The organism is Capnocytophaga sp. CM59 (assembly GCF_000293175.1).
Classification (GTDB): domain Bacteria; phylum Bacteroidota; class Bacteroidia; order Flavobacteriales; family Flavobacteriaceae; genus Capnocytophaga; species Capnocytophaga granulosa.
This window is the reverse complement of record NZ_ALNN01000014.1, coordinates 43,683-70,465: the sequence shown is the minus strand read 5'-3', so window position 1 is coordinate 70,465 and position 26,783 is coordinate 43,683. Positions and strand designations below refer to the sequence as shown.

Genomic DNA, 26,783 nt, shown 5'->3' with positions numbered 1-26,783 from the left:
GCTGGGATTACATTGCTTGGACTGTCTGCTGACCAAGCAGCATCTGTCTTCTTCTTATATTGGTACTGAAGCGTGCCTCCATTGCCTGTTGTTACCCATGTATGAGAAACTTCCAAATCTCCTATACCTGTACCAGGGTTACAGTTCGCTGTATAAGCTACATCTATAGAAGCAAGCTTATTGCGTTCCTTCATCTCAAAGATATAGCTGACACCATCATTACAGCCATTGTCATCCACTATAGTGATCTTGTACTTACCTGCTGAGAAAGTGTATCGGTATACTCCCTGACTATCCGGTGTAACTGCTTCTTCATTATTATTGCCCAAATTCTTTACCTTAATGGTATACTTGAGGATAGAAGGATTAGGCTGCTTACCTCCTGTGATATTGAAGAGCCCATTAAGCGTTGAATTGTTCTGCCCAAATATCACAAGACGTTCCCTATCCACTCCACAGTTCAAGTAAGCCTCCGTCCTGTTAGGTGTTACCACCATCGCAGGATTACGCTTGATCTCAAAGTCTTTAGTTACCACGCAGGCCTGATTGTCTGCATATTTAGCCTGACGTGTATCAGTAATGACTAAGGTATACAAGCCTGGTGCTATGCCAGTTACTGTTAAGAGTGAAGTAGTGTTTTCGGTAGTTGTAGAACCATACACTATGTTGTTGGTACCGCGTGTTACCACATACCACTTATACTTAGTTCCATAGTTAGCCACTGTCGCATCTATTCTACCGTCATTAAGACCATTACATGTTTCTTCTGTTTCGGTAAGAGCTGAGATTTTAAGTTTCTTACGATCAGAAGCATCTACCTGTACAGTTACATCACTATACTTGTTATCACACGCCTTTGGAATGTAATATACCTCTATATCATCCAAGGCAAAGTCGTTACCCCAACCATGAGGTGCTGCTCCATTGGAGCGGAATTCTATGGTAAAGCTGGTGTGAGAACCTGTATTAATCACACCTGACATCTTACGCCAGTTATCCACACCTGCTCCACAAGTAGAGTTAGGTATCTCTCCTGTATCGGAAGTACCTATTACGTTTCCACCATTATCTACCAATCGTACACGTATGTTAGGCTTAATAGCATCTAAACCTGAGGTATAATTCAAAAGTTTCATATCCTCACGGAATAAGTTGGCTATATAGAACTCATATCGGATATCGGAGTTGGCAGGGATATCTGCTACTTGTCTCTTATAGAAGAGGTCTCCGTCAGGGGTTACTGTTTTTGCATTACAAGCAAAGTAACGTCCGTCAGGGTCTGTTCCATTAGAAGTATGGTCAGGCAATGTTACCCAACGATTTCTATCACTACAATTTCTTGTTACATTTATTACATTGGTATTAGTACTATAATAATCCGCATTATATATAGCATAGTAACCTTCTTTTATTTCTGCACCAGTAGCACCTACTTCACATGCATAAGAGGTCATACCTGCTGGCAAACAAGCGTTCTTACCTGAACCAAAATCTTCTCTAAAGATAAGCATAGAGCTCGGTGGGCGTGATTCCTTATAGAACACTCTAGCCGTCTGAGGCCCTCCTGTTGCAATAGTAGGGAAATCTATTTTCTCAATACGTCCTTCTGTAAAGTCTGTTGCATAATTTGTTGGCAACGAAGGTGTCGTAGGGGTATAAAGTCTTGTATAACTATAGTCATTTCTATTGGTAGCTATCTGCAAGCGTGCTCTACCATCACAGTCATAGGTCAAGGTTGGAGTAAGGTTTGGTGCTGCAATAGGTACTTGCACTTGTATATCTTTTGTCCAAGTACAAAAACGGCCATGTGCATCAGGATCATTCTTAACAGTAATGGTATAGGTACCAGGCGCTAATCCTGAGAACACCTTACTGGTGCCAAAGTTCACCCCGTCTATACTATACTTATAGGTATTGGTAGTTCCTCCTGATTCATTAAAGACACGGATTTCAGCTGCATTGGCGGGATTATCACAAGCCAATACAGTAACTGCGGCAAAAGCCTTAAGAGGACCTGAACCTTCTGTGATTTCTACTTCTTGGTCATCAAAGTCAGGTCCAGTGAGATATTCTAACTGACCACTAGCATTAAGTGTCTGGTAGGACTCAGCTGGATAAGAACAAGTAATACCACCTCTTGTATAGTATACCCTTAGACGATATTTACCTGTGGTAAGGCCTGTAAAGGTACCATTAGGATAAGCCTGCTTGATCCAAGTATCGGTAGTAGGATAGCTATTTCCTACTTTCTTCTGGATAGCATACTGTACCGTATATTTGGTAGCATCAAACTGAGTATTGTTGATACTCATATATATTTTACCTTCATTAGGAGAACAGTCTGCGTCACTTGCGTCCTTATCAAAAGTAGGTTGCGGTTGCAACTTATATGTCAAAGTTTTAGTTACAGTACAGCTATTAGCATCTACCACCTGTATGGTATAGTTCTTTGTACCTATAGCAGGGGTAAACCTTGGATCGTCAAAGTTGATCGTTTTAGCCAAGGCATTGCCATTGCCCTCACTTACATCTATATTGTCAGATCCCAATATCTTTATGGTATAAGGCGGAGTACCACCCTGATAGGTTACCGAAATCTGCTTGGTAGGCCCACAGGAAGGATCCTTATAGGTCATAGAAAGTATCTTAAGCTGAGGTACTTCTTTGATCTCTATAGTTCGGGCAGGAGAGGTACAAGTATTGCGCAATTGTGGCTGCAAAGTTACCTCATAGGTACCCTTGCCTAGTGTTCTAAGCTTGGTAAGATCAGCGCCTGTTAGGTTCTCAGAGTTACGTAGAGCTTCGGTATTGGCCAAATACTTCACTACTTGTCCGCCACCTTGCTTAGTTACTGTAACATATACAGGCAAGGTTACTTGGTTAGAAAGTTGTACATTGAGTACTCCTGTAGCAGGATCAGTACCCACACAGAGTACATCCACTTTACTGAGGGTAAAGTTCGGATTGGTATCAGTGTTGGTCGTTGCCTTTACATCTGTACTATTCTCAAAGTTACAAACATTATTTTGGTATTGAGAAGCACTAGAAGCGAGCTTAGGACGTAGGGTTACAGTATAGCGCCCAGGAGCAGTTACCTCATAGTCAAAGCTTCGTGAAGGTATATCTGTCCAACTTACTGAGTTGGAAGGCCCTGCTATCTTATATTGGTAATCTCCATTGGTCGGGATATTACTTATCTTAAGCCAACCACGAGCAGCAGCCCCTGAACCACAATCTAGTGGCATGATGTTCTCATGAGTCAGATCGTAAGAGAGCGTACTCTTATAGGCTCGGAAATAGTAATCCAAGTTACAACCATTGTCATGCTTAAGTAGGATGGCAAAGTGGCTACCATTGTTATGAACTTCGCTACCCTGTAATCTAAAGGTATTACCTGTACCTAATTTTCTCCAGTTACCAGGCTCTACTCCTATAGGAGCAGGTGGACAGGAAGAAACCAACTGTGCAGTACTTCCTTCATATTTATACCACTCTACCTTTTCATCAGGCAAGCCTGTACCTGTGGCTGTCAGATCCACATAGGTACCACAGAGAGCAACTTGTAGATAGTCAAGACCGGTATTGTTACAAGTTTGCTTTTCCACCACCTTATCATTATTGCGCAAGGGGTGAAGGGCATCGTTACCAGAACGAGGCTGGATCACATAGGTTTTGGTAGATACATTAGCACAATCAGCGGGGCCACCTGTTCTTTCGAGTACATAGGTACCTGCGGCATTGACCTGATATCTCTGAGAGGTAGAAACGACCCCTTGACCTTGTTTTGTCCATTTGTAAGAGGTATAGCCTGCCCCACCGTCCAATTCAAAGGCAGCACAATAAGGTAAGGTATTGCGGTCGGAAGCTCCACAAGGTGCGTCTTCTATATAGAAAGTAGTAGCGGCTGGGGCACAATCAGCGAATTTCTTATAAGAGAGTTTCTCTTGGTTGTCAGTTGGATTTGCCACAGTATAGATAAGCTTAGGTTGTATGCTAAGCCTGTTGCTACATGCATCTCTAAGAGCCTCACAATCATTGGTTGTTTTTACCTTAATCGTAATAGTATTAGCCGCTGTCATATTGGCAGGGAGTGCACTAGGTGCCATGTTGAAAGTAAGCATGGTACGCCCTGCTACCTGTGTTACGGCAGGCGCACTTACTCCCGAAGGAAGTGCACCCTCTATTCCATCATAGATGAGGTTCTGAGGTAGGTGAGCCTCCAACTTGAGCGTGGTAGGAGTACCTGCTCCTGTGTTGCGTAGATTTATCTGATATTTAGCCTCAGTATTGAGTGCTATTCGCTGGCCTGCTATATCAGCATTAGCTGCATTGAGCACCTTGGTTTCTATCTGATAAGAAGGCTGCGTAGTTGCTGCTGAGACCGCATTGACAATTTTGATATAGGCATCGTAGCCCCCATTATTGGCCTCATAGACCGTATTGAGGTTGGTAGCCCCAGCAGACACATAGGTATTATTTCCAAAGAAAGATACGTCCCAACCACGATGATTGACTTGTGGTGCCTCATTGTGTATGGTAGTTGTTCCATTGAAGAAGTTATTACCTGCACGGCCATTGTAACCTATGTCAGTAGTATTGACCTTAAAGTGGTCACCTGCAACATTGGGTTCTCCACCGAGGGTTACCTGACCAAAGACTTCCCATGTTCCAGGTGGTTTGAGGTAGCCACTAGCAAAGACATTGTTATCCGCACTTGTGGTAGCTGCTCCTGCTCCTACTCGCTGGAAGCCACTCTGAATGGTAACTACTCTATTCTCAGAGAGCTTAGGGTTTTCATAAACGACCACTAAGGCCCAACCTGAACCAAATTTCCAGCTGGCGCCTCCTTCATTGTATATATTATCTACTTGGTAAGCTCCATTGACATTGCCTGCATTGGCACGAGCTTGCAAGTCAGCAGTAACATCTGCCCAACGATAGTAGTAAGAATCATCGGTTACACGTGTACCATCATTAACGATAGTCTTGGTAGGATCTAGATCTTCATTTTGTCCTGCTACATATTGGGTATTGTCTGGCTTATACCATATCAAACGTCCATCGTTAAAGGTATATTCAAAGTCTCCCACATTTCCTGGATTAGGACGACAACCGCCTCTTTCTTCTGTTATATTTACTACAGGGAAGTTATAGGTACCTACTTTTGTTCCACCAACATTGACCCAGTCATAGCCCGATTTTACCATAGTACCTCCCTTATAACCTTCTACCAAGATAGAAACATTCCCACTCTGTCTCGTATTATACCACCATGTCTTGTAGTTAAATTTGAGCTTATTGTATCCCGCTGCACGCATATTACCAACCTTGAAGAGTACAGCTTCACGTCCACGCCCCGTATTATCTCCACTCCATTCAGCATAGTTATAATTATTAAATCCTCCTGAACAGTAACCTGCTTTACCTAAACCAGAAGGTTCACTTACGGTTACACGGATATCCAAGTCCCAACCATCGTTGAACTGTACACGATAGATCAGGTAGTCGGCATCATTCCATACCACAGCATTGGACTCTTTGTATCCGTCGTTGGCCTGTACCGTCCTATTAATCCCTGGTCCTATGAAGCGCACCTGATCAAGGTTACCCCCTCCTGAGTGGCCTGCCCAATAGAGCCGCGCCCACTTCACGGTAGAGGGACAGCCGTCTATGACCGGTAAGTCTAGATTGTAAGGTGCATTAGAACGGTTCCCTATCAGCTTATAGTCCCCTCTGAAGGCTTTTCCACCATTATTATACACAGTGGATAAAGCTTGTGCAAAAGCCGTTGTCCCTACTAAAGCTAATAAGGCAACGGTCAATGCGTACTGGAAGAATGATTTAAGTTTCATAATTGTTTGGTTATTATCTTACTCTTGTTTAGTTTCATTAATTATCAGTAGTCAGATGTCAGACACCTGTAATTGGCTTTATTATCTAAGTGCTGCTAAATAAATGGTAATTCCTGCTACTACCCCACTGCCTACTATACCAAGTACCCAATATAAAATACGAATGCTTTCTTTTACTTGAGAGAGTTGTAAGGCAGTCCTGAATTTCAATTCGTCAAACCTTATTCCTAAGGCTTCTACGGCACGTATTACTTCTTTCATATCATTATTGGTTTTAGTGTCTATTAGTTCTAAAATAACCTTCAACAAACCAACTATCTGTCTATCAATATATTACAAACCAACCCATTACATTGTATATGGGCACTCTATTTTTGGGCAAATATATATAATTTTTTAGAACTAAAAGAATTTATTTTACGAAAAATGTAAAGTTTGTGAATAGTTTAACAATTTAGTAGCTAGTGGCTAGTTCCAATAGACTGACAACTAACCACTAACCACTAATAACTAACCACTATTTTGCTTCCAATACCCAAATACCACCGATGAAATCCAAATTGAGCATATACTTACGCATAAGGTTTTGGGCATCTTCGAGGGAGAGGGCACCCTTACCTAAATATATATAGGTAAGACCATTTTTCTTATTTACAAAAGAACTTACTTCATAACGCTTGCCCATCTGCTGTAGGAAACTATAGGCATTACGAGGGTTAGCATATACCCCGATAACTACATAGTGTCCTGCTGGCACCCCTTCCATGGTCTCTGTCTTAACCGAAATAGGCGCTTGGTTCGGCTTCACCGGTTTAGGTTTTACCTCTGGATTGTGTGGTACCAAAGGTTGAGGTTCTTCTTTCTTAGGTTCTTCCTTAGCAGGTACCACAGGAAGCCTTGGAGGCTTAGGAGGGGCGGGTGGCGTGCGTTTTTGTCGGTCACCACCGAACTGTACATTGAGGTATACTCCGAAAGTACTCCCCAATTGAGGCACTTTTACTCCCATGGCATTTTCGTACTCTATCCCAAGGCTCCACTGTTGGCGGAGGTTAAAGCCCACCCCTGCTATAAGGCCATTGCGCTGGGTATAACCGAGATTAGCCCAGCCCAAGGCAGGTAGGTCTATCATGGCATGACCACCGAAGTTGTACCCATCGAACTCCTTGGTAGCACGGAAAGCTACTGACCAATAGCCATCTTCTAAGAGATCACTTCTGGAATCCAAGGCCTTGCGATACATAAGGTGTGCGGTGAAGGTCTTATCTCGAAACTCTGTCATAGCCTTAGACGCTCCAGCAGAATAGTCAATAAGGTTCTCCGCTGTCCCCATAAGGTAGAAATCCCCAAAGGCAAGATAGCCCCCAGGTTGGAGAACGAAGTCAAAGGAGTTACCCACCTGCAAGAGCGGATCGGCTGGGTCGGCCACACGGATACGTCCCTTGTCCAAGCCACTAAAGGATGGAATCACATTGAGCCCCATGCCTATACGTACATTATCCGAGAGGTGAATGAGGTGTCCATAGTTAAGCACCACTCCATAGTTGGTCATCACCGTTACATTGCGCTTGTATAGAAAAAGGTTCATAGAGCTGGTCTCCCGCCAGTTGCGGCCATAGGAAAGTCCCATGAGTGAAAAATTATCATTCTTATAGCCCATCCACTGGTTACGATAGTACAGTCCCACGTTGTGTTCCTGATAATTGACAACAAGGGGAGCGGCAGGGTTAGCCACAAAGGTATTAAACCGTACAAAGGCATGGGTAGGCATCTGATAAGGTACATAAAAGCCCTTTTGCTCTTGCGCCCAGGTGGAGACCATGGTCAAGAATAAAATACAAATCCTATAGTAGCGTCCTCTTTTCATTCTATTGTAATAGTGTTATGGTTCCGTTCTCTGTTTTTCCATCTTTTTCTAAGATATAGAAATAGTAGATGGCTGCCCCCCTCTGGCTCTCAGGTGGGGTAAAGTTCGGAAAATCATTGTTATATTGGTTTGCCTGATAGACAATTTCTCCTGTTTGCTTATAGATAGTCACCTTGGCACCTGCCCACTGAGCTGGCAGCATCCACTTACGGTTAACGTCCTCTCCTGAAAGGAGTAGTGTATTAGGAATCTCATTACCATCATAGGACACTGAATAGGTAATACTAATCACCCCTTCGGCATTGCCACAGCTCTGGGCATAGGGCGTTAGGTCTATGGTATCGCCTCCTATGCTCACCTCCCCTGTCTTGAGTTTCACCACAAACTGGTATTGGCCTACAGCTTCTCTAAAGGCAGGGTCTTTATAAGGGGTAGCAGGAATGGTGTATTTCTTATCCGCTTCAGTAGTTACTTCTTTTTTGAGTGTCCAAGGCTGGGAGTCATCCTTGCGGTAATTCCAAGTATAGGTAAAGAGTTCTTGTTGGAAATCGCCTTCTAAAGTAGGAATGAGATCCAAGGCTTGCTTGTCCTGCAATTCGGCCACCCCTGTATTGGTAGTGATACGTACCGCTGTTGGCAGCTTGATATCTACGAGCTTAACTTCATTGGAGTTAAAAGCTCCATTGACCATCAGCCTATATACACTTAGAGAACCTGAACGAGTGGTGGTAAGCTCCTTACCCATACCGACCCCTGCTCCATCCTTTTTCCATTGGAGTGTATATTGGTCATAATCTGTACTAGGGACAAGGGTTTTCTTCTCTTCGCTGCCATTTACAATCACAGCCTCTAGGCTGGAGAGTTCCAAGATCGCATTGTTTGAACCACAAGGAGAAGTTCCTTGTTTGAAGCCTATGGTAGGGATATAGCGGGAAGGTTCCTTGATCTGTAGCTTGAGTACCCCTGCGCTCACTTTGGTTTGGCAGGCATCATATACCTCGGCCACGAAAGTTCCTTCGGAAGGCACTTGGAAAGAGCGAGTGGTGTTCTCCTGTAATATATTGGTAGGGTCGTCCTCCTTAAACCATTTTACGGTAAGGGTTTCAGTGCTTGGAATATCCAATTCTATAATAGGACGACGATAGGGAAAAGCAAATACAACCTCCCCATTGGCATGTCCCAACCACTTGATATCTCCTGCATTCACCCCAGAGCGATTGGTTATGGCTACTGTATTGGACTTAATTACACAGCCGCCTGCCTCGGTAAGGGTTACATAATAGCTTCCTATATCGGTAGCACCATAAGTATTGGCAGTAGCACCTGCTATTTCAGTACCATCCTTATACCACTTATAGGTACCTGTAAGGCTGGCATCTTTGAGCTTGGTAGTAAGGGTGATGGTTTGCCCTGTACACTTCACTTGGGTCTCTCCTCCTTCTATTTTCAGTAGATCGGCTGTAGTTCGAGCATTGAGCTTTACCTCGGCTGAGGTCATAGGACAATTAGACCCAGGTACACTTCTTACCTTGTAAGTTCCTGCCTCGGTAGCCTGATAGGTAGCTGTCGTAGCTCCTGGTATAGGGTTATTATCCTTATACCACTGATAGGTAAAGGTAAAGCCAGGTTGTTCGTTGGTGATTTCTGATTCCAAAGTAAGGGTCTGCCCTGAACAAATATCACGAGTAGCATCGCCTTTTATCTTGATTCCCATAGACGTAGCTGAACCAGGTAGGGTGGCTTGTATCTCATTAGAACGCATAGAACCTGCGCAGCGCCCAAAATCAGGCTCTACTGAGTAAGCCCCTGTTTGGGTTACGGTATAGCTGCTACCTGTAGCTCCTACTATGAGATTCCCATCCTTATACCATTTATATTGAGCAGCAGTAGTACCTCCTGTTACAGAAATGGTACGACCTTCAGAATCAGGACAGATTTCTATCCCTTGGAAATTGTTAAGTTGCAGTGGGTCGGCATTACCCAAGTGGTGTGCCTCAAAAGGATCACTGATGCCAATGACCTCTGGAGAAGTACTACGGATACGGATTTTATACTGCTTTCCATCGGTAGTGGCAGGCAAACGAAAAGGAATTTCAAATATATCCGATTGATTTCCTCGTTCGGTAATCTCACCTAGCTTTACAGGAGCAGAGAAATCCCCATTGGGGTCTGAGAGTTCTGCAATGAACTTATTATCTACATTGGCACGAGTCCCCTTCCATTTGAATTTTACCTTCACCTCTCCTGAAGAATTACGCACACAATAATAATTATCAGTACCTCCATTCCCTGTAATTATACTGTATATCTCACGCTTTGTCTGCCCATAAAGAGTCTGGATAAGCAGTATCAACAGCATACATAGTAAGTATCTCATTTTTTTCATAATAGGCTCTTTATCGATTGTTTGTTAAATTTATTGGTTAATTTATATTTTCTTTAAACAATGTGATTATGTGACTTTTAGCCAATCACTAAACCAATGCAAATATATAAAAAAGTTTTTATTAGTTGGTTTGTCCTAAATAAAATTATCTTTCCTGTGCTTTCTTTTTTTATTTGGATACAAAATAAAATTTATTTATCTCAGGCAAATACAAGGGGTTAAAGAAATATTTTCTTTGCTTTTACCTATACCCAAAAAGTTATTAACATTTTTTAATGTTATAAACAATTACCCCTCCCCTACTCTTTCTATCAAAAAGATACATAGTATAGATAACAGGTTCTCTTGTTTGTGGTTAAATAAATATTAAATCAATGTAAAGCAATAGGGATTAAAATCAATATGTACGACAAGTGGTTAGTGGTTAGTGGCTAGTGGTTAGTCATATTAGCTCATTGACAATTAACAATTGACAATTAACCATTAAAAAAGTTTGTTTCTTTAGAAAAAACCATGTACTTTTGTGGTAATGATACGTAACTATTGTTTTTCTCTTATCAATTATCTTCGCAGGCACAAGATCCGTACCGCCATAGGAGGCATCCTACTATTATGGTATATCTTTTGCTTGCCTAGTCCGCTTTTTAAGGAAGGCTATGCCACTGTGGTAGAGAGCCGAGAGGGCAAACTTCTTGGGGGTAAAATCGCTCCTGACGGCCAATGGCGATTCCCTGAGCGGGATACAGTGCCTTATAAGCTACGCAAGGCGATCTTGGCTTTTGAGGATGCTCACTTCTACTACCATTGGGGGGTGAATCCTATATCTACCGCTAAGGCTTTGCTAACCAATCTGCGGCATGGGCATACTGTACGTGGGGGTAGTACCCTTACCCAGCAGGTGATTCGTTTAGCCCGCAAGAACAAAGTCCGTACTTACGGCGAGAAACTCATAGAGGCTATCTGGGCTACCCGCTTGGAGTTTCGCTACTCCAAGGAGAAGATCCTTGCCCTATATGCTTCCCATGCGCCTTTTGGTGGCAATGTGATAGGAGCCGATATGGCTGCTTGGCGCTACTTTGGCGTCTCTTTAGAGCAGCTCTCTTGGGCGGAGGCTTGTACGCTGGCTGTGCTGCCCAATGCTCCTGGCTTAATCTTTCCTGGACATAATCAAAACGCTCTGAAAAAAAAGCGTGATTTCCTTCTAGAGAAGCTCCTCAAAAATCATACCATAGATAAAACCACCTACGAACTCTCCCTTGAGGAGCCTTTGGTGGAGCGACCTCATGAGCTGCCCAATATAGCCCCGCATCTTGTAGAGCGCATTGCCCGTACTACTCCGAACAAGCGACAGGTCACCACCATAGATTATTACCTGCAAGAGCGTGTGCAGGAGGTGATAGCCAAGTACTACCGACACTACAAGCGTTTCGAGGTGCATAACCTCTGTGCCCTGGTGGTTGATGTCCAAAGCCGAGAGGTGTTGGCCTATGTGGGCAATAGCCCTACCGATGAGCAGCACCATAAGGATGTAAATATCATTCACCGACCACGTAGTACAGGCAGCGTGCTGAAGCCTTTCCTATATACTGCTATGCTTGATAGTGGCGAATTGTTGCCTCAGGAACTTGTGGGGGACATTCCTACCCATATTGGGGGCTATTCCCCTGAGAACTTTGAAAACACTTACGAGGGGGCTGTTCCTGCCGATGAGGCGCTGTACCGCTCGCTGAATATTCCCTTTGTGCTACTTCTACGCCAATATGGCATCAGCCGATTTTACCAACAGCTACAAAAGCTCCGTCTGCGCTCTATCAACCGCTCCCCTGACCACTATGGGCTGTCGCTCATTCTAGGTGGCGCCGAGTGTTCGCTTTGGGAACTTGCGCAGGCCTATGCCAATATGGGCTATGAACTGAATGAATATACACAAACAGGCAAATACCGCTCTCATGCCTTCCAGAGACTCACCTACCTCAGGGGCGAGCGTGATTATGGCACTTTGCAAGAGGAAAAAAATCACTTTTCGGCAGGGGCTATCTATAAGACTTTTGAGGCACTAACTCAGGTGAACCGTCCTTCGTTTGACTCGGCTTGGCGCTATTATACCTCATCTCGGAAAATTTCTTGGAAGACGGGCACTAGCTTTGGCAACCGCGATGCTTGGGCTATTGGCCTTACTTCCCGTTACTTAGTAGGGGTCTGGGTGGGCAATGCCTCTGGGGAAGGACGTCCTGAACTTACTGGGGTGGGGACAGCCGCTCCTGTGATGCTAGAAATTTTCCAATTGCTCAAAAAAGACAAATGGTTTGATACCCCTTGGGAAGATCTTCAAAAGGTAGAAGTGTGTGCCTTAAGCGGTATGATTGCCAGCGACTTATGCCCTAAAAAAACCATTTGGGTACCTCATAGACAGCTACAGACCTCCCTATGCAAGTACCACCGCTGGGTGCACCTATCTGCTGATGGTCTTTGGCAGGTCAACAGCAACTGTGAGCAGATCGCCAACATACGCTCAGAAAGCTGGTTTGTACTGCCCCCACTTATGGAGTGGTTTTATAAGAAAAAACACCCTTCCTATCAGGTGCTTCCTCCCCTAAGAGAGGATTGTCAGGAGGGAGACAAGCAGCAGGTATTGGATTTCATCTATCCCAAACATGGCGCTACCCTACACCCTGCCAAAGGCTTAGGAGGCAGTCTCCAGCCCATTATAGCTCGTGTAGCCTATAAGTACCCAGGTAAGCTCTTTTGGTACTTGGACAACACCTTCCTGGGAGAAACCCTCCACTTCCACGACATGAAACTATATCTCACCCCAGGGGAACACCTACTTAAGTGCATGGATAGTAGAGGGAATGAGAAGACCATTTTAATAACGACGAGCGACTAGTGACTAGTGACTAACGACTAGTGACTAGTGACAATACCATACTAGGATTAGTCACTTGTCACTCGTCACTCGTCACTATCAAATGATTCCCTCCTGTATCAGGTTATGCAAGTGTATCACCCCTACGTACTTGCCTTGGCGGGTAACCAGTAGCTGGGTAATTTTGTGGTTCTGCATAAAGTCTAAGGCATCCACCGCCAACACCTCGGCTGCTATAGTTTTGGGGTGAGTGGTCATGATGTCGCGCGCACGAAGTCCCTTGATTTGGTCATAACGGCTGAGCATACGGCGAATATCTCCATCGGTGATGACCCCCACGATATGTTCCCCATCGAGTACCGCTGTTACTCCAAGCATCTTCTGAGAGATTTCTACAATCACCTGCTTGATGTCCGTCTCTGGAGCTACCACAGGCACTTGATTTTTGGCTATGGCTTCCCCCACAGTGAGGTAAAGTCGCTTTCCGAGAGCACCGCCTGGGTGATACTTAGCAAAATCGGCACTGCCGAACTGCTTTACCTGCATGAGTGCCACGGCTAGGGCATCACCTATGACTAACTGGGAGGTAGTGGAAGTGGTCGGGGCTAGGTTATTCGGGCAGGCTTCTCTTTCCGTATAGGCATAGAGTACATAATCGGACTGAGTAGCCAAGAAAGATTCCTTATTGGCCGTAATGGCAATCAGTGGATTGTTTTCACGCTTGAGCAGCGGCACCAACACTTTGATTTCTGGAGTATTGCCACTCTTGGAAATACAGATAACCACATCGGAGGGCTGTATCATCCCCAAGTCCCCGTGAATAGCATCGGCCGCGTGCATAAAAATCGCAGGAGTACCTGTAGAATTCATCGTAGCGACCATCTTTTGGGCGATGATGGCGCTTTTTCCTATGCCTGTGATGACCACACGCCCTTTGGATTGTAGAATCGCCTGTACGGCACGAGGGAAGTTTTCATCTAAAAACTCTGTTAATTTCCCTAAAGAATCAAGCTCAATCTCAATGGTTTTGCGAGCAAAATCAAGTACATTATTAAATTTTTCCAAAATAGTTGATTTTAAATTTGCCACTTAAAAAAAAAGTTGTAATTTTATCCTGCAAAAGTAAAAAAAAAATACTACATATAAAATACTACATATTATTATGAGTACTAATAATGTTGATTTACAAAAAGCATTAAAAAGCATTTTTGGCTTTAGCGCATTCAAAGGAAAACAAGAAGACATTATCCGTAGCATCATGGAGGGCAACCACACCTTCGTTCTGATGCCTACAGGTGGTGGAAAATCACTATGTTATCAGCTCCCTGCGCTCTTGAAAGAAGGGACAGCTATTGTGATCTCTCCCCTTATCGCTCTGATGAAGAACCAAGTGGATGTCGTTCGCGGCATCTCAGGCACTGATAAAATTGCCCATGTACTGAACTCCTCCCTTACCAAGGGGGAAATACGTACCGTTATGGAGGATATTCGCAATGGGGATACCAAACTGCTGTATGTAGCCCCTGAATCCTTGACCAAGGACGAGTACGCTGATTTTCTCAGAACGATCAATATCTCCTTCGTGGCTGTAGATGAGGCGCACTGTATTTCCGAATGGGGGCATGACTTCCGTCCTGAGTACCGAAATATCAAGACAATTATCGAGCGCTTGGGCGAAGGAATCCCTATCATAGCCCTTACCGCTACAGCTACTACCAAGGTACAGGAGGACATTCTCAAGAACTTGGGAATTCCGCAGGCCAATGTGTTCAAATCGTCCTTTAACCGACCCAATCTCTATTATGAGGTACGCCCTAAAACAAAGAATATCAATAGTGATATCATTCGTTTTGTCAAGCAACGCCCAGGCCAATCGGGTATTATCTATTGCCTAAGCCGCAAGAGTGTGGAGGAACTCGCCCAGACCCTACAGGTCAATGGTATTACCGCAATCCCCTACCATGCAGGGCTTGATGCCAAGACCCGTGCTAAGCACCAAGACATGTTCCTTATGGAAGAAGTAGAGGTAGTGGTAGCTACCATTGCCTTTGGTATGGGGATTGATAAGCCCGATGTACGCTTTGTGATTCACTATGATATTCCTAAGAGTATTGAGAGCTACTACCAAGAGACAGGCCGCGCAGGCCGCGATGGCGGAGAGGGCTATTGCCTGGCTTTCTACTGCTATAAGGACATAGAGAAATTGGAAAAATTCATGGTAAGCAAGCCTATAGCCGAGCAAGAGGTAGGACAAGCCCTCTTGCAGGATATGGTCGCTTATGCTGAGACCTCCAGCTCCCGACGCAAGTTCATTCTACACTACTTCGGAGAAGAGTTTGACGAGATCAATGGTGAGGGTGCCAATATGGACGACAATATGCGCTACCCTAAGACCAAGAAAGAAGCCAAAGATCAAGTCTTCATGCTCCTAGACGTGATTGACAAAACCCGACAAAGACTCAAAGCCAAGGATTTAGTGAATGTACTGACTGGAAAATATTCTGCCATTATCAAGTCCAACCTTTTTGACCAACAGGATTTTTTTGCCTGTGGTGCGGAGTTCGATAGTCGCTTCTGGATGGCGCTGATTCGCCAAGTGATGGTCAATGATTATATCCGTAAGGATATAGAAACTTATGGGGTAATGTTCCTCACTGATAAGGGACGTGATTTTCTCAAAAAACCACACTCCTTTATGATGACCGAAGACCATAATTTTGAGGAGGATATAGAAGAGCCTGCTAAGAATACCATTTCTGTTCTTGACGAAACGCTCTTAAAATACCTCAAGGACTTGCGCAAAAAGGTAGCCAAGGAATTTGGCGTACCGCCTTTTGTGGTCTTCCAAGATGCCTCTTTGGAGGATATGTGTATGAAATACCCTATTACAATCTCGGAACTGACCAATGTCTTTGGCGTAGGAGAAGGGAAGGCTAAGAAATATGGTAAGGACTTTATTGCCCTGATTAGCAAATATGTAGAGGAAAACGATATCATACGTCCCGAAGACCTTATCGTAAAAACCACAGGCGCCAATTCTGCCCTTAAGCTATTCATTATCCAGAACATAGACAAGAAACTACCTCTTCCTGATATTGCTAAAGCCAAAGGTCTCTCCATAGATGAGTTTCTCAAGGAAATGGAGCAAATCGTATATAGTGGCACCAAAATCAATATCAACTATTGGATAGATGAGATCTTGGACGAAGAGCAACAGGAAGAACTCCATGACTATTTCTTAAATGCCGATACTGATAAGATTTCCGTAGCCTCCAAGGAGTTTGGCGGAGATTATGAAGACGACGAGTTGCGCCTCTATCGTATCAAGTTTATCAGCGAAGTAGGAAACTAAGATAGTGACTAATGACTAGTGACTAATAACTAATAATGAGAACCTTATTGCTATTACTATTTTTCCCTTTTTTAGCAAAGGGACAATATGTCGGGCTACGCACTGCTTATACCTTTACCAATAGGGTGTATCATTATGGGTTTGTAGGCGTGTCCAACAATTCTGATCCTTTCTATGCAGGGTTATCTTATTATGCTGGCTCTCATGTGGGTAGCCATAAGGGTACAATACAGTTTGTCCCTGAAATAGGTGCTGAGTTCTATGCCCTACTTTTTGGAATGGGAATTTCAGTCAATACTCACGCTATCACCCCACGTATGGGGCTATCCTTGGCCAACAAATACCAAATACAAGCGGGCTATTCCTTACCTCTGAGAAATGAAGCTACTTTTAATGGTTTTACCTTGTCGGTAGTCATTAATTTCTTCGAGAGAATGACCCCTTGGAAATTCTGAATACTTTATCTTGTAACTCAAACTAAAACTTAACACCTAAAATGGCAGAAGAAATCAAAGAAAGATCCAACAATTTTATAGAAAATATCATAGAGGAAGACCTCGCTGCAGGTTTTGCTGACAAGCAATTGCGTTTTCGCTTTCCTCCAGAGCCTAATGGTTACTTACACTTGGGACATGCTAGCTCTATTTGTCTTAACTTTGGCTTGGGCTTGCGCTACAATGCCCCTGTAAATCTACGTTTTGACGATACCAACCCCAGCAAGGAAGAACAAGAATATGTAGATGCCATCCGTCGCGATGTGGCATGGCTCGGCTTCGAATGGGACAAAGAGTGCTACGCCTCTGACTATTTCCAAGAACTATATGAGTGGGCAGTGATGCTCATAAGGCAAGGCAAGGCCTATGTAGATAAGCAAACCTCCGAGGAGATTGCTGCTCAAAAGGGTACTCCTACCACCGCAGGTACTGAAAGCCCTTACCGCAATACTTCCCCTGAGGAGAATCTTGCCCTTTTTGAGCGCATGAAGAATGGGGAGTTCGACAATGGTACCTATGTATTACGTGCGAAGATAGATATGGCCTCGCCCAATATGCTCATGCGTGACCCTATCATCTATCGTATCATGAATGCCTCTCACCACCGTACAGGGGATAAGTGGCATATCTACCCTATGTATGATTGGGCACATGGGGAAAGTGATTACTTAGAACAAATATCTCACTCGCTCTGTACCTTGGAGTTTCTACCCCATAGAGAACTCTATGATTGGTTCTTAGACCAGATCATCCCTCAAGGGGAAAAGGTAGTACGCCCTAAGCAACGTGAGTTTGCCCGTCGTAACCTTAGCCATACCATTGTAAGTAAGCGCAAACTATTGCAGCTAGTCAATGAGCACTATGTAGCAGGCTGGGACGACCCTCGTATGCCTACTATTTCTGGTTTGCGTCGTCGTGGTTATACCCCTGAGGCCATCCGCAAGTTTGCCGACACCATTGGTATTGCCAAGCGTGAAAACCTTATAGATGTCTCTCTCTTAGAGTTTTGTGTACGCGAAGACCTCAACAAGAAGGCCAACCGTGTCATGGCTGTACTTGACCCTGTAAAGGTCGTAATCACCAACTACCCAGAAGGCCAAGAGGAGTGGCTTGATGCCGAAAACAACCCTGAGGTAAGCCCTATGACCTACCGCAAGGTGCCTTTCTCTCGTGAGCTGTATATAGAGCGAGAGGATTTCCGCGAAGAAGCCGACAAGAAGTATTTCCGCCTGAAACTAGGAGGAGAAGTACGCCTAAAGAATGCCTATATCATCAAGGCAGAAAGCGTAGTAAAGGATAGTGAAGGCAATATCACCGAGATACACTGCACCTACGACCCCGACAGCCGCAGTGGTAGTGGCACTGAGGCAAGTACTCGCAAGGTAAAAGGTACCCTCCACTGGGTCTCTATTCCTCATGCCATAGCCGCCGAAGTACGTCTCTATGATCGTCTCTTCACCATAGCTGAACCCGATCGCCAAGAGGATAGTTTTCTTAATTATATCAACCCCAATTCACTCAAGACCATCACTGCCTATGTGGAACCGAGCCTACAGACAGCCCAAGCGGGCGATACAGTACAGTTTCAACGCCTTGGCTACTTCTGTGTAGATCCCGATAGCACCACCGAGAAACTCGTCTTTAACAAGACTGTAGGACTTAAGGACACTTGGGAGAAGATAAAGAGTGAAGAATGATAAATGAAAAGTTATGGAAAAACTATCCATTCTGTAAAATTTCCTGAACTAAGTATCAATACTAAAGCTATCTTTGAAGAATAAATCCTATGTCTAAGATCTTTCTCTTCCCCCTGCTATTTATCTGTTGTACCATAGCAGACAAGCAGGACGCTCCAGAGAATCAAGCAGATTCTCTTAGCTCTATTGATAAGGAGCTACTACTGACATTGGTCAATGCTCAAAGAAGTCAAGGTTGCCAATGCGGGGGCACTTATTACCCTGCGGTACCGCCCTTGACATGGAGTGACAAACTTGCCACTGTTGCCCAAAAGCATAGCAATGAGATGGCACAGCGCAACCAGCTAACCCATAGTAGTAAAAATGGTGATGACCCTGGCAAACGCCTAAGCAAAGCAGGCTACCACTGGCGTGCCTATGCAGAGAATGTAGCTATGGGCTATTCCGACGAAAGAACAGTAATACAAGGTTGGCTCAGTAGCCCCGCCCATTGCGCCAATATCATGAACCCTCATGTAAAGGAGATGGGTGTTGCCCACAAGGGCAAATACTGGACACAAGTCTTTGGAAGTGAAGATTGAAAAAGTAAAGAGTGAAAAAGATGAACTTTTCACTCTTTACTTTTTACCTTTTCCTTTTTACCTTTTAACTACTCTGGGTAATTTAAATTCTCCTCTTTCAAGTGGTAGAGCACCTCTTCCAAGTATTTTTTGGCTTCATACTTAGCCATAGGTAGGTTATTGTTGTAATAATTACCACATTCTACAGCGGAAGCGCCTGGGATATCTCCTTCGAAATTGGCCATATACTCAAAAAGACGAGTAATCAGTGGAGCTATATCCTTGGAGGTATAGTCGCCTGCCAGAATCAGGTAATTCCCTGTCATACAGCCCATAGGCCCCCAATAGATGATCTTATCCTTCCAATCACTATTACGTAGCCATGTAGCGGCCAAGTGCTCCATAGTGTGTATCTCTGCTCCTCCTAATACTGGTTCTCGATAGGGGGCTTTCATACGAATATCAAAAGAGGTAATCACTTCATTACCTACTACATCTCGACGAGAGAGATAAATCCCCCGCTGTAACTTGAGATGATCTACACAAAAACTTGCAATTCTTTCCACTTTTTATAATTAGTTGTCAGTTATTAGTTATTAGTGGTTAGTAGTTAGTCACTAGTCACTTGTCACTAGTCACTAGTCATTATCCTAAGATCATTCCTGCAATAGTAGCCGACATCAGTGAGGCAAGTGTACCACCTAATACCGCCTTAAGACCAAATTCTGAAAGCGTCTTACGCTGACCAGGGGCAAGTGAACCGATACCACCTATCTGAATACCAATAGAGGCAAAGTTGGCAAACCCACATAGGAGATAAGTGGACATAATTACCGACTTTTGGTACATGAGGTGTATAGGGGCTTCAGGATTTTTTAGTGTAGCCAATTGGGTATAGCCTACAAATTCTGAAGCAGCAAGCTTAATTCCTAAAAGCTGTCCTACCAGCATCATATCTTCCTTAGCAACTCCAATGAGCCACATAATAGGAGAGAAAATAGATCCCAAGATCATCTCCAAAGAGAAGCGGTCGTAAGGAAGCACACTACTATCTTTGATAATCGGATTCAGGTAAGTAATATCTCCTACCCAGCCCAAGAAATAGTTGATCATGGCAATCAGGGCAACAAATACCAAAAGCATAGCCCCTACATTGGCAGCTAGCTTAAGTCCTTCGCTAGTACCTGTGCTAATTACATCAAGGACATTGCTGCCAAACTTTTCGCTGGAGGTCTCATACATTGTGGGAATAGTTTCCTCTTGTGGGTAGAGCATCTTGGAGATCACCACCGCCCCAGGAGCAGCCATGACAGAGGCCGCCAGTAGATGCTTGGCAAACTCTAATTTCATCACTGGGTCATTCCCTCCTAAGAAGTTGATATACGAGGCCAATACTCCTCCTGCAACTGTGGCCATACCGCCCACCATGACAAGGAGGATTTCACTCTTGGTCATCTTCTCCAAATAGGACTTAATCATCAGCGGGGCTTCGGTTTGCCCTAAAAATATATTACCTGTAACTGAAAGACTTTCTGCCCCTGAGATCTTTAGAGATTTGCTCAACACCCAAGCCAGCGCACGAGTAAATATCTGAATGATTCCATAATAAAATAGAATAGAGGTAAGAGCTGAGAAGAAGATAATGGTAGGTAGTATCTGAAAGACAAAGATATATCCTATACCATTGATATCCATAAGGTTGCCAAAGAGGAAATCACTCCCTGCCTTGGTAAAGTCCAAGATAAGCAAGAAGAAACTCCCTGCTACTTCAAAGACCTTTCTGACCCACTCCACTCTCAGTACCCCAAAGGCCAAGAAAAGTTGTATAGCCAGTCCTATAGCGACCGTCTTCCAAGCAATCGCCTTGCGATTGTGGCTAAAGAGGAAGGCTATCATCAGCAGTACGCACATACCTAATAAGCCTCTGAGTACACTCTCTACGCTCATACCCGCACTTGGGATCATACTCGCTTGTGATTGAGCCATACCTACAACAGGCAGCACAAGGAGGATAAGTGTATGTATAAGTTTCATATGATTCTGTTTTTATATTTTCTTTCTTCTGGTAAGTTCTTCTTGGATTTCAGCTGCCAATTCGTAGTTTTCTTCCTCTATGGCCGAATCCATAAGTTTTTCTAATTCAGTGGTCAGATAGCGTTTTAGGTTCTTATTACCTGTTGCTCGAGGGGCAGGAGTATCCTCTGTGAGGATATCTTGCTCCTGGGTCTGAGCTGTACCATACCTTTCTACCAATTCCTTAATCATAAAGATGGGTATCTTTCCCACTATAGCCATGGCCATGGCATCGCCTATACATATAGGTTGCATGCCTGTCTCCTCCTCTCCCTTATAGAGCATATGAGCATAGAAAGTTCCTTCCCGAAACTCAGTGATTTGTATCTGAGTGATTTGTATCTGGTTGGCTTTCACAAGGTTGAACAATACATTATAGATAGGCGGTTGGCTGATAAAGAACCTCCCATAGTTGCTATATTGTATAGCCATAGCCTCTCGCTCTCCAATCACAATAGGTACTTGTCGCGCTCCTTCTGTTTCTTTTAGAAGGAGCACATAGCTTCTAGCCGACATCTCACCGAGTGATTTTATGTACATCTGTGTCCATTCCATAGTATGTATAATAGACTGCAAAAATAGAGAAAATTCTCCATTTGTACAACCTTTAAGCCGATGAATTTTCGCTTGTTTTTTTCCAAGAAAAGTTATAACTTTGCCCAAAATAAAACCAAGCTTTTTATGAATTATACAATTCTCTTTTTTGTTCTATTAGGTTTGTTTCTGTTCTTCTCTCTATTTTTCACAGTGAAGCAACAAACAGCTGTTTCTATTGAGCGTTTTGGAAAATTCCAAAGCATTCGCCATTCTGGATTACAACTAAAAATTCCAGTGATTGACAAGGTAGCTGCACGTATCAGCTTAAAAATACAGCAATTAGATGTTATTGTGGAGACTAAGACCTTAGACGATGTATTTGTCAAAATCAAAGTCTCAGTACAGTTTGTCGTAATCAAGGACAAGGTGTATGATGCTATCTACAAGCTCGAATACCCTCATGATCAGATTACCAGCTACGTATTTGATGTGGTGCGTGCCGAAGTACCTAAGATGAAATTGGACGATGTGTTTGTCAAGAAAGATGATATTGCTATAGCCGTAAAGCGTGAGGTACAGGAATCCATGGAAACTTATGGGTATGATATCATCAAGACTTTGGTTACAGATATAGACCCTGATGCGCAGGTAAAAGCCGCTATGAACCGCATCAATGCTGCCGAACGTGAAAAAGTAGCTGCTCAGTATGAGGGGGATGCCCAGCGTATCTTGATTGTAGAAAAAGCCAAGGCCGAGGCAGAAAGCAAGCGCCTACAAGGACAAGGTATAGCCGACCAACGTCGTGAGATTGCACGCGGGTTAGTAGAAAGTGTCGATGTGCTTAACAAAGTAGGCATCAGCTCTCAGGAGGCTTCCGCACTGATTGTGGTAACCCAGCACTATGATACCCTACAGGCGGTAGGACAGGACACCAAGAGCAACCTTATCCTCCTTCCCAACTCCCCACAGGCAGGTGCTGAAATGCTTACCAATATGATCGCTTCTTTCGCTGCCTCTAACCAAGTAGGGGGAATGATAAAAAAGAAAGAATAAAAATCATTAATAATTCTTCTATCAAGAGAAGTTATAAAAAAACAAAACCCGATAGTTTGATTGCTCAGAGACCTATCGGGAATAAAACTGGGGCAAAGTTATAAATAAATTTTATAACAACAAAGAGTAATATACACTCTCATTCAAAACTAATAGCAGAATTAGATTTTGGTTTATGGAGGTACTTGTTTGCTCAGCCTCAATTTGTAGCAGGAGGACAAAATTTGTTGCGGATATTTCCTTCCAAACCAAGAAGTTCCGCCTCTATGCAATATAATCATACATACATCTTTAATGAATTAGCTAAGATTAATGACCTTAGAAATAGAATAGCACATCATGAACCTATTTGTTTTCTAAGTAATAATGCAATTATTGATACTAATTATACAAGACAAAGATATAATCTAATTCTACAGTTGTTTACTTGGATGAATATTAATTCAGGAGAATTACTTTATGGATTAGATCATATTCAAAATGTTTGTAATGAAATAGACGAATTAAAAAATTAACAAATAACAATTGACAAGTCCTATTGGTTTATTTGATTCAGGGGTAGGAGGTACTACTATTTGGAGGGAAGTGGTGCGACAGCTTCCCTATGAAAGTACCTTATTCTTAGCCGATAGCCTCAATGCTCCCTATGGGGAAAAGTCTACGGAGGAGATTATAGCTCTTTGCGAGAAAAATACCGAGTACCTATTAGACCACAATAGCAAACTCATTATTGTAGCCTGCAATACAGCTACTACCAATGCCATAACCCACCTTAGAGCTAAGTATAAAGTGCCCTTTATAGGGATAGAACCTGCTATTAAGCCTGCGGGACTTTATAGCCAGACAAAAACAATCGGGGTATTGGCCACACAGAGTACGCTAAGGAGTGCTTTCTTTGCTAATACTTGTCAGCACTTGCTTGATAAGGGAGTACGTGTGCTTAAGCAAGAAGGAATAGGGTTGGTGCCTCTTATTGAGGAGGGAAAAATAGATACCCCTGAGATGTTCGCTCTTTTAGAGCAATATCTCCGTCCTATGATCGCTGAGGGAATGGATTATTTGGTCTTAGGCTGTACTCATTACCCGTATCTTACCTCCCTTATCTCGGAGATTTTACCAGAAAATATCCGTATTATGGACTCTGCTGAGGCAGTAGCCAAACAGACCAAGCGTATTCTCTCCCAAAACAACCTACTGGCCAAGGGAGAAGTTACGCCCACCCACCTTTGGCTGACGAACAAGCAAGTAGAGATATTACAATCCTTTGCCCCTCCACAGGTAAAGGTACAATATGAAAAGTTTTGAGTAATAAATTTTGAGTTCTTTGCAACTCAAAACTTAAAACTCAAAACTTAAAACTCAAAACTTAAAACTCAAAACTTAAAAACATGACCTCACAAGAGATAAGAGAGTTATTTCTGAAATTTTTTGAGAGCAAGGGACATACCATAGTACCCTCTGCTCCTATGGTGATTAAGAACGACCCTACCCTGATGTTTACCAATGCAGGTATGAACCAGTTCAAGGAATTTTTCTTAGGCAATGCCAAGCCTAAGTACAAGCGTGTAGTAGATACTCAAAAGTGTCTCCGTGTATCGGGCAAGCACAATGACTTGGAAGAGGTAGGACGCGATACCTACCACCATACTATGTTCGAGATGTTGGGCAACTGGTCTTTTGGCGACTACTTCAAGAGGGAAGCTATCAGCTGGGCATGGGAACTGCTCACCGAAGTATATAAGATTCCAAAAGAAAACCTATATGTAACCGTGTTCGAAGGAAGTCCTGAAGAAGGCGTACCCTTTGACCAAGAGGCCTATGATATTTGGAAAGAGCGTATCGCCGAAGATCATATCCTCTTAGGGAATAAAAAGGATAATTTCTGGGAAATGGGAGATCAAGGCCCTTGTGGTCCTTGTTCTGAAATTCATGTAGATATTCGTTCGGAAGAAGAAAAAGCTAAGGTAGCAGGTCGTGATTTAGTCAATAATGATCACCCACAGGTAATTGAGATTTGGAACAACGTCTTTATGGAGTTCAACCGTAAGGCCGATGGTTCCTTGGAGAAACTCCCTGCACAGAATGTGGATACAGGTATGGGCTTTGAGCGCCTTTGTATGGTGCTACAAGGCAAGCAGTCCAACTATGATACGGACGTCTTTACACCCCTGATCCACAAGGTAGAGGAAATTACTAAAACAAAATATACCAATGGGATCAAGGTAACCCCCGAACAAGAACAGATCAATGTGGCAATACGTGTAATTTCCGACCACATTAGGGCGGTCGCCTTTGCTATTGCTGACGGACAATTACCCTCCAACAATGGAGCTGGTTATGTGATTCGCCGTATCTTACGCCGTGCCATTCGTTATGGCTTTACTTTTTTAGGACAGAAAGAACCTTTCATCTATAAGTTGGTAGAGACCTTGGCTAAGCAAATGGGCGGCACTTTCCATGAGTTAGAAAAAGAGTTCCTCTTGATTGTAAGTGTGATTAAGGAAGAAGAAGCCTCTTTCTTGCGTACATTGGAGCAAGGGCTATTGATGCTCGATGTGATGATACAGAACACTACCGATAAGCAACTCTCAGGTAGTAAAGCCTTTGAACTCTATGATACTTATGGTTTTCCTAAAGACCTCACAGCCCTTATTCTCTCAGAACGTGGTATGACCTTGGACGAGGCCTCTTTTGAGGAGCACCTCCAAAAGCAGAAAGAACGCTCTCGTGCAGCTGCTCAAGTGAAAGCAGGCGACTGGGTCGTACTTCGTGATGACGAAGAAGAAGAGTTTGTCGGATATGATACACTGGAGGCAGTGGTACGCTTGGTCAAATACCGTAAGGTAGAAAGCCAAAAGGATGGTACCCTTTACCAATTGGTATTCAACACTACTCCTTTCTACCCTGAAGGAGGAGGACAAGTAGGAGACCGAGGTACGTTACAGTCGGCCAATGGAGAAATCATTTATATTATAGATACAAAGAAGGAGAACAACCTTATTATCCACTTAGCAGAACACCTGCCCGAGAACCTTACCGATCCGTTCAAGGCGGAAGTACACCTTGCTGGTCGTACTTTGGCACAAGCCAACCACAGTGCTACTCACCTATTGCATCAAGCACTAAGAGAGGTATTGGGTACTCATGTGGAGCAAAAGGGTTCGCATGTATCTCCAGAGGCTTTGCGCTTTGACTTTTCACACTTTGCCAAACTCACTCAGGAAGAACTCACTGAGGTAGAGCGCTTGGTGAACAAACGTATCTATGAGAAAATTCCACTTCAGGAGCATCGCAATATTCCTATCCAACAGGCTTTGGAGGCTGGAGCTATGGCTCTCTTTGGAGAAAAATATGGCGATAAGGTACGTATGATACAGTTTGGCGAAAGCCGAGAACTCTGTGGGGGTACCCATGTGAAGAATACAGGAGACATCTGGTTCTTTAAGATTGTTTCCGAAGGAGCCGTAGCCGCGGGGGTACGCCGTATAGAGGCTATTACCAATGCGGGTGCCCTTAAGCACTTCTTATTACAAGAGAAACTCTTGGAAGAGGTTAAATCCTCCCTTAAAAACCCTCAAGATCCTGTCAAGGCTATTGCTAATTTACAAGAGGAAAATGCACGCCTACACAAGGAGTTGGAGCAACTCAAGAGAGAGCAGGCCAAACAGCTCAAGGGCGAACTCAAGGGCGAGTTTGTTCCCGTTGGCGATGTACAATGCCTCTCTAAGCGCTTGGATTTGGATCTAGCCACTCTTAAGGACTTAGCCTTTATGCTTGGTGAAGAAGTCAAAGATGCCTTTATTCTCTTTGGCTCTGCTCAAGAAGATGGCAAGGCCTTACTCTTGTGCTATATCAACAAGGAATTGGCTAAGAACAAAGGTTTAGATGCAGGAAAGATTGTACGCGAATTGGGTAAATGTATCCAAGGAGGCGGCGGAGGTCAGCCTTTCTTCGCTACCGCAGGGGGTAAAAAGACTGAAGGTATCGCTGAGGCTTTGGAAAAGGTAAAAACCATGTTATAACACCTATAACAAAATAGCTAATACATA

16 protein-coding genes are annotated in these 26,783 nt (G+C 43.7%); 8 read left to right on the top strand and 8 right to left on the bottom strand.

The window, feature by feature from the left end; genetic code table 11:
* The 4 genes from HMPREF1154_RS04305 to HMPREF1154_RS04290 all read right to left on the bottom strand — a co-directional run.
* On the bottom strand, positions 1–5,852 hold a 5,852-nt coding region (locus HMPREF1154_RS04305; RefSeq protein WP_009641285.1), incomplete at its 3' end, for a hypothetical protein.
* Between the two features lie 81 nt (positions 5,853–5,933).
* A complete protein-coding gene (locus HMPREF1154_RS04300) occupies positions 5,934–6,113 on the bottom strand; it encodes a hypothetical protein (protein ID WP_009641327.1) in 180 nt (59 codons plus the stop codon).
* Between the two features lie 256 nt (positions 6,114–6,369).
* Positions 6,370–7,716, bottom strand: a complete 1,347-nt coding sequence (locus tag HMPREF1154_RS04295) for a PorP/SprF family type IX secretion system membrane protein (RefSeq protein ID WP_009641318.1) — start codon at positions 7,714–7,716, stop codon at positions 6,370–6,372.
* A 1-nt stretch (position 7,717) separates the two neighbouring features.
* The gene (locus tag HMPREF1154_RS04290; RefSeq protein ID WP_232211968.1) at positions 7,718–10,093 is read right to left on the bottom strand and encodes a T9SS type B sorting domain-containing protein; all 2,376 of its coding nucleotides are present in this window, start codon (positions 10,091–10,093) and stop codon (positions 7,718–7,720) included.
* Between the two features lie 538 nt (positions 10,094–10,631).
* Between HMPREF1154_RS04290 and pbpC the strand changes: the two genes are divergently transcribed.
* Entirely contained in the window at positions 10,632–12,989 is a 2,358-nt protein-coding gene (pbpC, locus tag HMPREF1154_RS04285; protein WP_232211967.1) for a penicillin-binding protein 1C, read from the top strand.
* A gap of 78 nt (positions 12,990–13,067) precedes the next feature.
* On the opposite strand, the gene HMPREF1154_RS04280 is transcribed toward pbpC, so the two are convergent.
* Positions 13,068–14,033 carry a KpsF/GutQ family sugar-phosphate isomerase gene (locus HMPREF1154_RS04280; protein WP_009641308.1) on the bottom strand — a complete coding sequence of 322 codons (966 nt, stop codon included), beginning with the start codon at positions 14,031–14,033 and terminating at the stop codon, positions 13,068–13,070.
* Between the two features lie 97 nt (positions 14,034–14,130).
* Between HMPREF1154_RS04280 and recQ the strand changes: the two genes are divergently transcribed.
* From recQ to HMPREF1154_RS04260, 4 genes are all read left to right on the top strand, one after another.
* A complete protein-coding gene (gene recQ / locus HMPREF1154_RS04275) occupies positions 14,131–16,320 on the top strand; it encodes a DNA helicase RecQ (RefSeq protein WP_009641325.1) in 2,190 nt (729 codons plus the stop codon).
* Positions 16,321–16,355: 35 nt separating this feature from the next.
* A complete protein-coding gene (locus HMPREF1154_RS04270) occupies positions 16,356–16,775 on the top strand; it encodes a hypothetical protein (RefSeq protein ID WP_009641299.1) in 420 nt (139 codons plus the stop codon).
* Positions 16,776–16,816: 41 nt separating this feature from the next.
* A complete protein-coding gene (locus HMPREF1154_RS04265; protein WP_009641301.1) occupies positions 16,817–18,511 on the top strand; it encodes a glutamine--tRNA ligase/YqeY domain fusion protein in 1,695 nt (564 codons plus the stop codon).
* Positions 18,512–18,600: 89 nt separating this feature from the next.
* The gene (locus tag HMPREF1154_RS04260; RefSeq protein WP_009641309.1) at positions 18,601–19,092 is read left to right on the top strand and encodes a CAP domain-containing protein; all 492 of its coding nucleotides are present in this window, start codon (positions 18,601–18,603) and stop codon (positions 19,090–19,092) included.
* A gap of 68 nt (positions 19,093–19,160) precedes the next feature.
* On the opposite strand, the gene HMPREF1154_RS04255 is transcribed toward HMPREF1154_RS04260, so the two are convergent.
* The 3 genes from HMPREF1154_RS04255 to HMPREF1154_RS04245 all read right to left on the bottom strand — a co-directional run bounded on the left by HMPREF1154_RS04255 (position 19,161) and on the right by HMPREF1154_RS04245 (position 21,720).
* Positions 19,161–19,637: an S-ribosylhomocysteine lyase gene (locus tag HMPREF1154_RS04255; protein ID WP_009641303.1), complete on the bottom strand. Its 477-nt coding sequence runs from the start codon at positions 19,635–19,637 to the stop codon at positions 19,161–19,163.
* 79 nt (positions 19,638–19,716) lie between these two features.
* Positions 19,717–21,105 (bottom strand): NupC/NupG family nucleoside CNT transporter, encoded by a 1,389-nt coding sequence (locus tag HMPREF1154_RS04250; protein ID WP_009641316.1) that lies wholly within the window; start codon positions 21,103–21,105, stop codon positions 19,717–19,719.
* Positions 21,106–21,117: 12 nt separating this feature from the next.
* Positions 21,118–21,720 (bottom strand): bifunctional nuclease domain-containing protein, encoded by a 603-nt coding sequence (locus HMPREF1154_RS04245; RefSeq protein WP_232211966.1) that lies wholly within the window; start codon positions 21,718–21,720, stop codon positions 21,118–21,120.
* A gap of 105 nt (positions 21,721–21,825) precedes the next feature.
* Between HMPREF1154_RS04245 and HMPREF1154_RS04240 the strand changes: the two genes are divergently transcribed.
* From HMPREF1154_RS04240 to alaS, 3 genes are all read left to right on the top strand, one after another.
* The gene (locus tag HMPREF1154_RS04240; protein WP_016421182.1) at positions 21,826–22,734 is read left to right on the top strand and encodes an SPFH domain-containing protein; all 909 of its coding nucleotides are present in this window, start codon (positions 21,826–21,828) and stop codon (positions 22,732–22,734) included.
* 525 nt (positions 22,735–23,259) lie between these two features.
* Entirely contained in the window at positions 23,260–24,039 is a 780-nt protein-coding gene (murI, locus tag HMPREF1154_RS04230) for a glutamate racemase (protein WP_009641286.1), read from the top strand.
* 83 nt (positions 24,040–24,122) lie between these two features.
* Positions 24,123–26,756 carry an alanine--tRNA ligase gene (gene alaS / locus HMPREF1154_RS04225; RefSeq protein ID WP_009641329.1) on the top strand — a complete coding sequence of 878 codons (2,634 nt, stop codon included), beginning with the start codon at positions 24,123–24,125 and terminating at the stop codon, positions 26,754–26,756.
* Positions 26,757–26,783: the final 27 nt, after the last annotated feature.

Excerpts from the sequence above, each read along its gene's own strand:
- HMPREF1154_RS04300 (WP_009641327.1), bottom strand. The coding sequence starts at position 6,113 with ATGAAAGAAGTAATACGTGCCGTAGAAGCCTTAGGAATAAGGTTTGAC.
- HMPREF1154_RS04295 (WP_009641318.1), bottom strand. The coding sequence starts at position 7,716 with ATGAAAAGAGGACGCTACTATAGGATTTGTATTTTATTCTTGACCATG.
- HMPREF1154_RS04290 (WP_232211968.1), bottom strand. The coding sequence starts at position 10,093 with ATGAGATACTTACTATGTATGCTGTTGATACTGCTTATCCAGACTCTT.
- pbpC (WP_232211967.1), top strand. The coding sequence starts at position 10,632 with ATGATACGTAACTATTGTTTTTCTCTTATCAATTATCTTCGCAGGCAC.
- recQ (WP_009641325.1), top strand. The coding sequence starts at position 14,131 with ATGAGTACTAATAATGTTGATTTACAAAAAGCATTAAAAAGCATTTTT.
- HMPREF1154_RS04270 (WP_009641299.1), top strand. The coding sequence starts at position 16,356 with ATGAGAACCTTATTGCTATTACTATTTTTCCCTTTTTTAGCAAAGGGA.
- HMPREF1154_RS04265 (WP_009641301.1), top strand. The coding sequence starts at position 16,817 with ATGGCAGAAGAAATCAAAGAAAGATCCAACAATTTTATAGAAAATATC.
- HMPREF1154_RS04260 (WP_009641309.1), top strand. The coding sequence starts at position 18,601 with ATGTCTAAGATCTTTCTCTTCCCCCTGCTATTTATCTGTTGTACCATA.
- HMPREF1154_RS04250 (WP_009641316.1), bottom strand. The coding sequence starts at position 21,105 with ATGAAACTTATACATACACTTATCCTCCTTGTGCTGCCTGTTGTAGGT.
- HMPREF1154_RS04240 (WP_016421182.1), top strand. The coding sequence starts at position 21,826 with ATGAATTATACAATTCTCTTTTTTGTTCTATTAGGTTTGTTTCTGTTC.
- alaS (WP_009641329.1), top strand. The coding sequence starts at position 24,123 with ATGACCTCACAAGAGATAAGAGAGTTATTTCTGAAATTTTTTGAGAGC.